At 71.2% G+C, this 12,375-nt stretch carries 12 protein-coding genes; 7 read left to right on the forward strand and 5 right to left on the reverse strand.

Annotated elements, in window-relative coordinates:
• Positions 1-48 precede the first annotated feature (48 nt).
• Both ACWDEN_RS40295 and ACWDEN_RS40300 read right to left on the reverse strand, forming a co-directional pair.
• Positions 49-663 carry an FMN reductase gene (locus tag ACWDEN_RS40295; RefSeq protein WP_450862927.1) on the reverse strand — a complete coding sequence of 205 codons (615 nt, stop codon included), beginning with the start codon at positions 661-663 and terminating at the stop codon, positions 49-51.
• Positions 660-1,766, reverse strand: coding sequence for an LLM class flavin-dependent oxidoreductase (locus ACWDEN_RS40300; RefSeq protein ID WP_351605248.1), 1,107 nt, complete (start codon positions 1,764-1,766; stop codon positions 660-662). Before ACWDEN_RS40300 ends, ACWDEN_RS40295 begins: the two co-directional genes overlap by 4 nt.
• A 204-nt stretch (positions 1,767-1,970) precedes the next feature.
• Between ACWDEN_RS40300 and ACWDEN_RS40305 the strand changes: the two genes are divergently transcribed.
• From ACWDEN_RS40305 to ACWDEN_RS40335, 7 genes are all read left to right on the forward strand, one after another.
• The gene (locus tag ACWDEN_RS40305; RefSeq protein ID WP_450862929.1) at positions 1,971-2,822 is read left to right on the forward strand and encodes an NmrA/HSCARG family protein; all 852 of its coding nucleotides are present in this window, start codon (positions 1,971-1,973) and stop codon (positions 2,820-2,822) included.
• A 159-nt stretch (positions 2,823-2,981) separates the two neighbouring features.
• On the forward strand, positions 2,982-4,022 hold the full coding sequence (locus tag ACWDEN_RS40310; RefSeq protein ID WP_450862931.1) for a helix-turn-helix domain-containing protein: 1,041 nt from the start codon (positions 2,982-2,984) through the stop codon (positions 4,020-4,022).
• 71 nt (positions 4,023-4,093) lie between these two features.
• A complete protein-coding gene (locus ACWDEN_RS40315) occupies positions 4,094-6,841 on the forward strand; it encodes an ATP-binding protein (protein ID WP_450862933.1) in 2,748 nt (915 codons plus the stop codon).
• A gap of 84 nt (positions 6,842-6,925) precedes the next feature.
• Entirely contained in the window at positions 6,926-7,693 is a 768-nt protein-coding gene (locus tag ACWDEN_RS40320) for an alpha/beta fold hydrolase (protein WP_351605257.1), read from the forward strand.
• 48 nt (positions 7,694-7,741) lie between these two features.
• Positions 7,742-8,992, forward strand: a complete 1,251-nt coding sequence (locus ACWDEN_RS40325) for a sugar ABC transporter substrate-binding protein (protein ID WP_450862935.1) — start codon at positions 7,742-7,744, stop codon at positions 8,990-8,992.
• Positions 8,964-9,863, forward strand: coding sequence for a carbohydrate ABC transporter permease (locus ACWDEN_RS40330; protein ID WP_450862937.1), 900 nt, complete (start codon positions 8,964-8,966; stop codon positions 9,861-9,863). The genes ACWDEN_RS40325 and ACWDEN_RS40330 overlap by 29 nt, the downstream gene beginning before the upstream one ends.
• Positions 9,864-9,878: 15 nt before the next feature.
• Positions 9,879-10,694: a carbohydrate ABC transporter permease gene (locus ACWDEN_RS40335; protein WP_351605266.1), complete on the forward strand. Its 816-nt coding sequence runs from the start codon at positions 9,879-9,881 to the stop codon at positions 10,692-10,694.
• A gap of 21 nt (positions 10,695-10,715) precedes the next feature.
• On the opposite strand, the gene ACWDEN_RS40340 is transcribed toward ACWDEN_RS40335, so the two are convergent.
• Genes ACWDEN_RS40340 through ACWDEN_RS40350 form a run of 3 tightly spaced genes read right to left on the reverse strand, consistent with a single transcriptional unit; the run spans position 10,716 to position 12,365 of the window.
• Positions 10,716-11,198, reverse strand: a complete 483-nt coding sequence (locus tag ACWDEN_RS40340; protein WP_351605269.1) for an alpha/beta fold hydrolase — start codon at positions 11,196-11,198, stop codon at positions 10,716-10,718.
• 6 nt (positions 11,199-11,204) lie between these two features.
• Positions 11,205-11,597 carry an alpha/beta fold hydrolase gene (locus tag ACWDEN_RS40345; RefSeq protein WP_351605271.1) on the reverse strand — a complete coding sequence of 131 codons (393 nt, stop codon included), beginning with the start codon at positions 11,595-11,597 and terminating at the stop codon, positions 11,205-11,207.
• A gap of 45 nt (positions 11,598-11,642) precedes the next feature.
• On the reverse strand, positions 11,643-12,365 hold the full coding sequence (locus tag ACWDEN_RS40350; protein ID WP_351605273.1) for an alpha/beta fold hydrolase: 723 nt from the start codon (positions 12,363-12,365) through the stop codon (positions 11,643-11,645).
• Positions 12,366-12,375 lie beyond the last annotated feature (10 nt).

Here is a 12,375-nt window from a genome sequence, read left to right on the forward strand (position 1 = left end):
GACTGAGCCCTGCCGTCACGGGCCCGGCCGGGCCCGTGACGGCAGGGCTCAGTCGAAGCGCAGGTCGGACAGCTGCCGTTCGAGCGCGGTGACGTCGTCGTCGGGTGCCACCTCGGACGGACGGGCGGCCATGAGGGCGGCCAGCTCACCGCCCGCCCGCCGGATGCGCGCGGGCAGCCCCTCCGTGTACGTGTCACCGCCCGACCCCCAGTCCTCGGACGCCGCGTACACCGCGGTGGGGACGACGGCCGCCCGCAGGTAGGAGAACAGCGGGCGCAGCGCGTGCTCCAGGACCAGGGAGTGGCGGGCCGTGCCTCCCGTCGCCGCGATCAGGACCGGCTTGCCGGAGAGGGCCTCCGGATCGATCAGGTCGAAGAAGGACTTGAACAGCCCGCTGTAGGAGGCGGTGAAGACGGGGGTCACGGCGATCAGACCGGCGGCTCCCGTCACCGCGCCGATCGCGGCGGCCAGTGGGGGCGGCGGGAAGCCGGTCACCAGGTTGTTGGCGACGGCGACGGCCAGCTCGCGCAGCTCGACGATCTCGGTCTCCACCTCGAGGTCCTGGGTGGCGAGTTCGCCGTGGACCGCCTCGGCGAGACGGTCCACGAGCAGACGGGTGGAGGACGGGGTGCTCAGCCCCGCGGACACGGCGACGAGTTTCATACGGCACTCACCTCTTCCTGGGCTTCCCGGCCTTCCCGATCCTTGAGCAGCGAAGCGTGCGTCGGCGCGTCCGGCACCTCGGCGGGGCGCCCCTTCGCGAACTCCTCGCGCAGCACCGGCACCACCTCCTGGCCGAGGATGTCGAGCTGTTCCAGCACCGTCTTCAGGGGCAGGCCCGCGTGGTCCATCAGGAACAACTGCCGCTGGTAGTCGCCGACAGTCTCGCGGAAGGAGAGGGTCCGCTCGATGACCTGCTGCGGGGAGCCCACCGTCAGCGGTGTCTGCTCGGTGAAGTCCTCCAGGGACGGTCCATGGCCGTAGACCGGGGCGTTGTCGAAGTAGGGGCGGAACTCCCGCACTGCGTCCTGCGAGTTCTTCCGCATGAAGACCTGCCCGCCGAGACCGACAATGGCCTCCTCGGGGCGGCCGTGGCCGTAGTGGGCGTAGCGCCGCCGGTACAGCTGGACCATCCGCCGTGTGTGCTCGGCCGGCCAGAAGATGTTGTTGTGGAAGAATCCGTCACCGTAGTAGGCCGCCTGGTCGGCGATCTCCGGCGAGCGGATCGAGCCGTGCCAGACGAACGGCGCTACGCCGTCCAGCGGGCGGGGCGTCGACGTGAAACCCTGAAGGGGCGTACGGAACTTCCCCTCCCAGTCCACGACGTCCTCGCGCCACAGCCGGCGCAGCAGCCCGTAGTTCTCCCGGGCGAGCGGAATGCCCTGCCGGATGTCCTGCCCGAACCACGGGTAGACGGGCCCGGTGTTCCCGCGTCCCAGCATCAGGTCCACTCGCCCGTCCGCGAGGTGCTGGAGCATCGCGAAGTCCTCCGCGATCTTCACCGGGTCGTTTGTGGTGATCAGGGTCGTTGCGGTGGACAGGATCAGGTTCTCGGTGCGGGCGGCGATGTGGCCGAGCATCGTGGTCGGGGACGAGGGCACGAACGGCGGGTTGTGGTGCTCACCGGTCGCGAAGACGTCCAGGCCCACCTCCTCCGCCTTGAGCGCGATGGCGACCATCGCCTTGATGCGCTCGTGCTCCGACGGCGTGCGGCCTGTGGTCGGATCGGGCGTCACGTCCCCGACCGTGAAGATGCCGAACTGCATGGGTGCCTCTTCTTTCCGGCAGTCGTGTGAGGTGGGGAACGCTAGGCGCCGGGCGCACGAGCGTCATGACTGTGCGTGCACGGGGTCGAGTCCTCCAGCGCCCGTCTCGGGCGAGTCTGCGTCATGCGCTGTCGCTCGTGACGGATGGTTGCCGTCGGGGCCGACCTCAGATCCGATGCCCCGTTGCCGGAAAGGAGTTCATCCATGGCGCATGAGCCGATCCTGGTGCTTGCCGCGACGGGCGGGCAGGGCGGTGCCGTGACCGAAGCGCTGCTCGCCCGGGGGGTTCGGATCAGGGCGCTGGTCCGCGACCCCGGCCGCAGTGCCGCGCGGCAACTGGCCGACCGGGGTGTCGAGGTGGTGGCGGGTTCTCTGAGCGATCCCGGGTCGCTCGCCGCGGCCATGCGGGGGGTGGCCGGTGTCTTCGCGTTCACCACCCCCTTCGAGGCTGGTGTCGAGGCGGAGGTGGACCAGGGGCGGGCGATCCTCGCCGCGGCGGCGCGGGAGCGCGTTCCGCATCTCGTGTTCAGTTCGGTCGCCGGGGCCGACCAGGACAGCGGGGTACCGCATTTCGAGAGCAAGGCGCGCATCGAGGCTGAACTGACCGCAGGTGGTGTGCCGTACACGATCCTCGGGCCGACGTACTTCTTCGACAACGCACTGGGCGGAGCGGAGCGCATCCTCGACGGTGTTCTCGATCTGCCGCTGCCGCCCGACCGGCCGTTGCAGCAGCTCGCCCGGCCGGACCTCGGCGCGTTCGCGGCGGAGGTGCTGCTCAACCCGGCTCCCTACGTCGGGCGGCGCATCGAACTGGCCGGCGACGCACCGACTCCCACTCAGATGGCGGCCGCGCTCGGTGCGGCGCTGGGACGGGAGGTCCGCCATGAGTACGTCCCGCTGTCGGCCATCGGCAATCCGGACATGCACGCGATGTGGACGTTCCTGAACGGGCCCGGCTACCGCGTCGACATCCCCGCCCTCCGTGCCGCCCACCCGGAGATCCACTGGACCCGCTTCGCCGACTGGGCGGGCCGCGCCTGGGCCACCGGGGGCTGAACCGGCAGTCCGCCTGCCGGCCGGCTCGCCGGGCCGCGTCGCACGAGCGCGCCCGGCGAGCCCCGCCGCCCCCGGATCTCACGCGTTCACGCGATGTGGCGAACACTCCCCCACTGGCACGGTGTGTCCGGAAAACGCACAGGCCGAAAGGCGGAGATCATGTCGCCGGATTCCTCCCTACTGCAACCCAGGCCCTCCGGCACCCTCCACACCACGGACGCGGTGCCCAGCCACCGACGGCGGGCGTACTGGCGCGAGGCCCTGTCCGAGACGTTCGGCTCGGTGGACATGGGCGTTCCCGACGAGATCCACCGCGGCACGATCCGTACCTCACTCCTGGGCCCGATGCAGGCAGTGACGGTGGAAGGCGACCCCCTGCGGGCCCTGCGCACGCGGCGGCTCATCGCGGGCAGCGACAACGACGACTACGTGGTCGTGAAGCTGCTGAGCAGAGGTGTGGCCCGAGTCGAGCAGGACACGCGGGACACCTTCGTACGGCCGGGGCAGCTCTTCGTCTACGACATGGCGCGGCCGGTCCGGATGACCATCCCCGAGCCCTTTCGGACGAAGTCCCTCGTGCTGCCGCGCGAGGTGCTGGGTCTGAGCGAGTCGGAGCTGCGGCACATGACGGCGTCTCCCCTCGACTCCGAGACACCGCTCGGCGCGTTGCTGTCGCCGTTCCTGTCCCGGCTCGTGGACACCGCACAGACGTATCCGCAGCACACGGCCGAGTCGATCGCCCGCAACGTCGTGGATCTGCTGCAGACCCTGGCCGACGAACGGCTGGGCAGGGCGACCGAGGACACGCAGAACGCCGCGCGGGTGTCGCTGCTGCGGATCCGGGCGTACATCGACTGGCATCTCGCCGATCCCGACCTTACCCCGGAGGCCATCGCCCGGGCCCACCACATCTCCGTGCGCTACCTGCACAAGCTGTTCCAGTTGGAGGACATCACGGTCAGCCGGTGGATCCAGCAGCGTCGGCTGGAGCAGTGCCGGCGCGAGCTGGCCCGCCGGGGGTCGGCGGGGCTGACCATCGCCGCGGTGGCGCACCGCTGGGGTTTCACGAGTGCCTCCCACTTCAGCCGGGTGTTCCGGGCCGCGTACGGGGTCTCCCCCGCCGAGTGGCGCAGCTCCGCCGTACGAGGGCCCCGGATGTCCGCCCCGGGTGACGAGCCCGAGCTACCTCATGTGCGCTGAGCTGCCGCTTTTGCCATAGTGGACCTCCTGAGCACCGGCGTTCGCCGGTGTGCGAGGAGGGGACGGTCACGGTGGCGGGGTCGAGCGGATCGCTGTCCCGAAGCGGTCTGCGCGGCCGGGAGGCCGAGCTGGAGGAGCTGCGGGCACTGATCGCCTCGGTGGCCCGTACCGGAAGCGGCGCCCTGGTCCTCGTCCGGGGCGAGCCGGGAATCGGCAAGACCACGATGCTCGCCGAAGCCGTCACCAGGGCCGAGGCGGCGGGATTCTCCGTCGGGGTCGGCAAGGCCGACGAACTGCATCACATCGTGCCGCTCTCGTCGCTCGCGACCTGTCTCCTGTACGGCGACCGGCCGCTGCTGTCCGGCGACGCGCTGGCCGGTCTCGCGCACCGCCACGATCAGCGGATCCGGCTGGTGGAGCGCTTGGCGGAGGCGATCGAGGAGAGAGCCGGCAGCGTGCCGGTGCTGATCGCCCTGGACGACGTGCAGTGGGCCGACGCGCTGAGCCGGTTTGCGCTGCAGCAGCTTCCGCGACGTCTGCGGACGTCGCCCGTCCTGTGGCTGCTGACCGGGCGGCAGGGCATCGGGGGACCCGCCGAGGAGATCGTCACGGCCGTCCGGGACGAACTCCCGGCGCGCACCCTGTCCCTCGGCCCGCTGTCCGGCTCGGCCATCGGCCAGCTCGCCGACGACACCCTGGGTCCGGGCGTGGACGAGCGCGTGCGTGAGCTGCTCGAAGGAGCCGGTGGAAACCCGTTCCTGGCGGTCGAGATGCTCGTCGGGCTGCGGACCACCGAGCACTCGGGAGAGTCCGTACCCCCGGGGCTGGTGTCGGGAGTGCGCGGCAGGCTCACGTCCCTGCGGTCCGCCACCTTGCGCTTCCTGCAGATGGGAGCGGTGCTGGGGCGCAGGTTCGCCTTCCACGACGCCGCCGCGCTCTGCGGCGGGCCGTCCGCCCCGCTGATCGCGGCGCTCGACGAGGCGGTGCGCGCGGGACTCCTGGACGACGACGGCGACCAACTGGCCTTCCGGCACGACCTGCTGCGCCAGGCGGTCTACGTGGACATCCCGCCCTCGGCCCGCAAGGCGCTGCACCGAGAGGCCGCGGGCCACCTCGTCGCCTCGGGACACCGGCCGATCGACGCGGTGTCGCACGTCCTACGGGGCGCCCGGCCCGGAGACGAAGAGGCGGTGGAACTGCTGAGGCGCGCCGCGGACGACGTACTGCCGGTGACGCCGGGGCTCGCGGCCGACCTGGTGACACGCGCCCTGGACCTGGCGCCCACCGCGCGGCCGTCGTGGTTCGCCGTGGGTGAGCAGGCCATCGTCTGCCTGACCCGAGCCGGCCGGAATCGTGAGGCACTGTCGACCTGCGACCGGCTGCTGGAGTGCCGACCGCCCGTGGAGACGTTCGGCCGGCTGCAGGCCGCCCTCGGCGGGACGCTGTGGAACCTGGACCTCGCCGAGGAGTTGCGCCACCGGGCCGAGACGGCCCTCGCCGTCGGAGGTGCCGCCCCGGAGGTCGAGGCCCGGCTGGCCGCCCTGCGGGCGCTGGCCCTGTCCCGCGGCCACGATCTGCGCGCGGCGCGTGAGGCGGGCGAGAACGCGCTGCCTGCCGCGATCGCGACCGGGGACCGGGACGCCCACGTGCAGGCCCTGTTCGCGCTCGGTGAGATCGCGCTCAACGCGGGTGAGAACGCCGCCGCCCTGGAGCGGTTCACGGCGCTCAGCGCTGTCGACTCCTCCTTCTTTCCCGAGGAGATCGTCGCGTACCAGCACATGGACGACTTCGCGTCCGGCGAGAGGCTGCTGCTGAAGGCGGCGGAGCGTTCCGGGGGGCTCCGCGAGGCCATGCTGCTGTGGGCCCAGGGGCAGCAGCACCTGGGTACGGGCAGGCTCGACGACGCCGAGGCCGACTTCGTGACGATGGAGCGCCTGGAGGACGACGTACAGGTACCCGTCCAGCAGGTGAACGCGCGCGTGATCCGGTCCTGGATCGCCCTGCTGCGCGGCGAGGGGGAGGCGGCACGGCGCCATCTGGCCGCCGCACGGGAGAGGCTGGCGGTCAAACCGAACCCGGGCAACAGGGCCGCGGTGCGGTTCCTGGAGGCGCTGCACGCCGACGCCGACGGGGACATCGCCCTGGCCGTCGACAGGATTCATCAGGTGCAGGAGGAGGGTCCCTTCCTCCGCTGGCGGCTGTTGCGCACCTGGGTCGACGCCGCGATACGCATGGCCCTGCGAGGAGCGGACCACGAACTCGCGCGGGACCTGGCCGCACAGGCCGAGGCCCACGCCGCACGCAACCCGGCGGTGCCCACGGCGACCGGGGTCGCGGCGCACGCCCTGGGGCTCGTGCGAGGCGACCGCGCCCTGCTGGAACGCTCCGTCGCCCTGCTCGGGGCGGGCCCCCGACCGCTGGTCCACGCCTCGGCCTGCGCCGACTTCGGGCAAGCGCTGCTGGCGGCGGGCGACCGGACCCGGGCGGTGGCCGCCCTGACCCAGGCCCATGGCACGTTCACCGCGTCGGGCGCGCACGCCGCGGCGGCACGCGTGGAGCGCGAGCTGAAGGGGGCGGGGAGCGACGGCCGCCGCGCGGCGAGCGGGCCGCGTCCCGTCCAGGGCTGGGAGGCCCTCACGGCCTCGGAGAAGAAGGTCGCGCGCCTCATCGCCGAGGGCCACACCAACCGGTCCGCCGCAGAGCTGCTCGTGGTCTCTCCGCACACCGTCAACACGCACCTGACCTCGGCCTTCCGCAAGTTGTCGGTCAACTCGCGGGTGCAGCTGGCCAATCTGGTCCGGTCGCTGCCCGACGGCTGAGCGCACGGTTGGTACGTTCACGCGATGCCGGGGCGAGCCGGGTGCGGTTGGCTGGGAAGCCCACCCCGGTCGGAGGTCGCCGACGTGCACGGAGACACCCCTGCACCGCCCACCGTCGTCCTCGTGCACGGAGCGTTCACCGACGCCTCGTGCTGGGCGGGGGTCATCGGGCTCCTTCACGCCGACGGTCTGACGGTGCGCGCCCCGGCGAACCCGCTGCGCGGCCTGGCGTACGACGCCGCCTCCCTCAGGAGCGTGCTGCGCCGGATCGACGTCCCGGTCGTGCTGGTCGGCCACGGCTACGGCGGCGCCGTCATCACCGATGCCGCCACCGACGCCGACAACGTCGTCGCCTTGTGCTACGTCGCCGCGTTCGGCCTCGACGCCGGAGAGTGCCTCCTCGACATCACGAGCCGCTTCTCGCCTGCACCAGGCGCGGACGCGCTCTTCAGCGCCACCGTACCCGCGCCGTGTCCCGCCGACGCGGACAGCGAGTTGTACATCCGCAGGGAACGTTTTCCTCACGCGTATGCCGCTGATCTGTCCCCGCACGTCACCAGTGTGCTGTCCGTGACACAACGCCCCATCGCCCGGTGCGCGTTGACCGGCAGATCGGGCCCGCCCGCCTGGGCGGCCACACCGTCCTGGTACGCCGTCGCCACCGCCGACCGCATGCTCGACCCCACCGCTCAGCGGTTCATGGCGCTGCGCATGGCGGCCACCGCCCGCTTACTGGACGCCTCGCACGCCGTGCCGCTCTCCCGGCCCGATGCCGTGGCGGCGATGATCCGCGAGGCCGTGCGGACATGCATGGGGCCCGGCTCCTGCCACGGGCCTCGACACCCCTTCTGAGCAGGCATATGAGATAGCATCCCCGCTCGTCACTCGGAAGGCATCACCATGATCAAAGCGGCCGGACCTTCGGCGCAGCGCATATCCGCCCTCCTCACGGCCGCAGCCCTCGTCCTGACCGCCTCCGGATGCGCGGGCGGTTCCGGGCCCACGTCCGCCGCGGGCAAGGTCACCTCCATCACCGCTCTCGACTACTACACCGACGCGACCGAACACGCCCAGTGGAGCGAGCGGCTCGACGCCTGTGGCAAGACCGCCGGCGTCACGGTCGAGCACCGCAGCGTCCCGGGCGCGTCTCTGGTCCCGAAGGTGCTGCAACTGGCGTCGTCGCGGACCCTTCCCGACCTGTTGATGCTGGACAACCCCGACCTGCAGCAGATCGCGCAGACCGGCGCCCTGACCCCGCTGGACCGGTACGGCATCGGATCCGGCGGGTTCGCCGAGGGCATCCTGTCGGCGGGCACCTACCGGGGCAAGGTGTACGGACTGGCGCCCACGGTCAGCACCATCGCCCTCTTCTACAACAAGGACTTGCTGTCCAAGGCCGGTGTCTCCGTGCCGCGGACCTGGGACGAGCTGAAGGCGGCGGCGGCCAGGCTGACCCGCCCGGGGCGCTACGGCATGGCGGTGGACGCGAACGCCACCTTCGAGGACACCTGGCAGTTCCTGCCCTTCCTGTGGTCCAACGGCGGCGACGAGAGGCATCTGGACACCCCGCAGGCCGCGCAGGCACTCCAGCTCTGGGTCGACCTGGTCAGGAGCGGATCCATGTCGAAGTCGGTACTGAACTGGACACAGGGCGATGTGCACGACCAGTTCGTCGCCGGGCGTACGGCCATGATGGTCAACGGGCCCTGGCGGGTGTCCGAGATGAACAAGATCAAGGACCTGCACTGGGGAGTCGCCCCCATCCCCGTCCGTCGGCCGGGGCAGACCCTGGTCACCCCGCTCGGCGGCGAGGTGTGGACCGTCCCACAGAACGCTTCGAACGCCCGGCAGGCCAAGGCGGCCCAGGTCCTCGCCTGTGTGAACGACTCCGCCCACATGCTCGCCCTGGCGAAGCAGAACTTCACCGTGCCCTCCCGCTCGGCGGTGGCGTCCCGCTATGCCGAGCAGGTCCCGTCGATGGCGGCCTTCGTCAAGAGCGTCGAACGGGCCCGCGCCCGTACCGGCGAACTCGGCGTCAGGTGGCCCAAGGCGGCAACCGGAATCTACACGGCTGTCCAGGCCGCGCTGACGGGCGAGCAGACACCACGGGAAGCACTCGGGCATGCGCAGCGGATCGCGACCGCTTCCTGACCGGCTCGCCCGGTGGGGGTTCCTCGTTCCCGCCCTGGCCTACCTGCTGCTGTTCTTCGTCTACCCGATCGCCAAGAACTTCGCGATGAGCTTCCAGCGGTACACGATCACGACGTTCTACACCGGTGCCGCGCCGTTCGTGGGGCTGCGGAATTACGCGGACATCGTGTCGTCGGACCAGTTCCCGAAGCTCCTGCTGACCACGGCCTTGTTCACCGTCGGTTCGCTCGCCGGGCAGTTCGTGCTCGGGCTGGCCGTCGCCCTGTTCTTCCACCGCCGGTTCCCGCTCGGCGGCGTGCTGCGCTCGCTCCTGCTGCTGCCCTGGCTGCTGCCGCTGGTCGTCTCTGGAACGGCCTGGAGATGGATGCTCGACGCCGACACGGGAGTCGTGAACCACGCGCTGCGCGACCTGCACCTGCTGTCAGCCGGCATCCCCTGGCTGACCGGCACGTCACAGGCGCCAGTGTCGGTGATCCTCGTCAACGTGTGGGTGGGCATCCCCTTCAACGCCACGATCCTGTACGGCGGGCTGCAGGACATCCCGGTCCAGCTGTACGAGGCGGCGCGGCTGGACGGGGCCGGTCGGCTCGCGTCGTTCCGCCACATCACCTGGCCGCTGCTACGACCCGTGGCCGGCGTCGTCCTGGTGCTGGGCCTGGTCTACACGGTCAAGGTGCTGGACATCATCCTCGTCGTGACGGGCGGGGGTCCGGCCGAAGCCACCGAGACCCTCGCCACCAGGTCCTACGAACTGTCCTTCCGGCAGTTCGAGTTCGGGCGCGGCGCCGCCCTCGGCAATGTCCTGGTCGTCCTCTCGCTCGCCTTCGCCCTCGTCCACCTGCGCGCCAACCGCCGCGCCCTGAACGCCTGAAGGGGAGGGGAGCCCGTGAAGCGCGCACCCGCCCGGGGCCGGACGTCCACGCTCGTCGGCATCGTCCTGCTCGCGCTGATGCTGTTCCCGGTGTACTGGATGGTGAACGTCTCCCTGCAGCCGGCGAACAATGTCCTGCGGGCCGGCTGGTTTCCCGTCCACCCGGACTTCAGCGGCTACGCCACCGCGCTGCGCGAGCAGAGGCACAACCTCGTCACCAGCCTCGTCGTGGCTCTCGGCAGTGCGGTGCTGAGCCTCGCACTCGCCGCTCCGGCGGCCCATGCCCTGGCCCAGTTCCGCCTCCGGGGAACCACCGCCGTGCTCTTCGGTGTCCTGGTCACCCAGGCGGTTCCCGGCATCGTCGTGGCGAACGCCCTCTACGGCGCCTACAACGAACTGGGGCTCCTGAACTCCTACTTCGGGCTGATCCTCGCCGACTCGACCGCCGGGGTGCCCTTCGCGATCCTGGTTCTGCACGCGTTCATGCGGGCCCTCCCCAGGGAGATCATCGAGGCCGCTCGTGTGGACGGTGCCGGAAGGCTGCGCGTCTTCCGCTCCGTGGTGCTCCCGCTGAGCACCAACGCTCTGATCACCGCCGGCGTCTTCACCTTCCTCTTCGCCTGGAGCGACTTCCTCTTCGCCCTCACCCTGAACACCACGGACTCGGTCCGGCCGGTGACGCTCGGCATCTACGAGTACGTCGGCGCCCACATGGACCGGTGGAACGCCGTCATGGCCACCGCTGTGCTGGCCTGCGTCCCGGCGGCGGTGCTGCTCGTCCTCGCTCAGCGCCGCATCGCCGCCGGGATCACCAGCGGAGCCGTCGGATAAGGGCACGGTCGGGAGTGCTGGTCAGCGGACTGCCTCGGCCGCCGCGGTGATCACGCGGGTGACCACGTCGGGGCACGTGATCAGGGACAGATGGCCCGCTGGCACCTCGGTCATGTGGGCGTCCGCGCGCTCGGCCATCGCCCGCTGTTCGGCCGGGGGGATGACGTGGTCCTCGGTGCCGACGACGGCCCAGGAGGGAAGGGACTTCCACGCGGGAGCACCGGAGGGCTCCGACCCGGCGCTGACCGCGAAGGGCCGCTGCCCCGCCGCGAGGAGCCGCGCCCGCGCGGCGGGAACACCGTTGGCGAAGCAGTCCTGGAAACCCTTGTAGGCGCCGTTCGGGGCCCACTTGAGGTAGGCGTCGACGTCGCCGGACGGTCCTCCGGGGTACGGAACCAGGTTCAGGAACGTCGACGGTTCGGCCGTGACGCACGAGCCGGGCCGGGCCCCGTTGATCTGGAACACGGTCTCACCCTGGTCGGGGATGTACGCGTCGTCGTACACGAGCGCCTACACGTTGGCGCTCTTCGCGGCCGCGTTGCTGATGACCATGCCGCCGTAGGAGTGGCCGACCAGGACCACCGGGCCGGGGATGGTCGCCACGAACGAGGCCAGGGTCTGGGCGTCGTAGGAGACCTCGCGCAGCGGGTTCGGCGGGGCGTAGACGGTGTAACCGGCGTGCTGCAGGCGGGCGATGACGGCGTTCCAGCTCGATGCGTCCGCCCAGGCGCCGTGCACCAGCACGATGGCGGGCTTCGCACCGCCGTCCGGCTCCGGGGCCGCGGCCGCGGGTGCGGCGGTCACCTGCGAGGTGGCGGCGAACACCGTGGCGGCAGCGGCCACGACGCAGGACGCGGCGAGGGCGCGCGCCCGTCTCGTTCTCGGGCGAGGGAGGGATCTCATGGGTTTCTCCTGCTGAAGTGAGAGGATCGACGGGGTGGTTGCGGATCAGGCGCTAAGGCTCCGGACGGCCTCGCGGATCAGGTCCGCGACCTCCTTGGGGTGCGCGAGCATGACGAGGTGCGAGGAGTCGACCTCGACGATGGTCATGCCGGCCCGCTGGTAGCCGAAGCGCTCGACGTCGGGGTTGATGGTGTGGTCCGAGGACGACACCAGACCCCAGGACGGCTTGGTCTTCCAGGCCGCAACCGGGGCCGCCTCGGCGAAGGCCGCACCGGCCAGGGGCCGCTGGGAGACGGCGAGCGTCCGGGCGAGGCCGGGGTCCACGTCGGCGGCGAAGATGGCGGGGAACTTGTCGATGTCCACCGTCACATCGGTGCCGGGCTCGTCCGCACCCTCGACCGGGAAGGGCGTGAAGACGAGCGCCGAGGCCAGGTCGGAGTCGGGGAACCGGCCCTGCAGCTCGCCCAGGCTCTCCCCCTCCTCCAGCGCGTATCCGGCCAGGTACACCAGGGCCTGGACGTTGTCCTCGGCGCCGGCCACGGTGATGACGGCACCGCCGTAGGAGTGCCCCACGAGAACGACGGGACCGGGGATCCGGCGGACGATCGAGGCGATGTGGGCGGCATCACCGAGGAGACTGCGGTTGGGGATGGCCGGGGCGAGCACCTGGATTCCGTCGGCCAGCAGTTCGGGGATGACACGCGCGAAGCTGGAGGCGTCGGCGAAAGCGCCATGCACCAGGACGACGGTGGGTGTGGACGTGGTCATGGACGTTCCT

The organism is Streptomyces sp. NPDC001153, assembly GCF_053598315.1.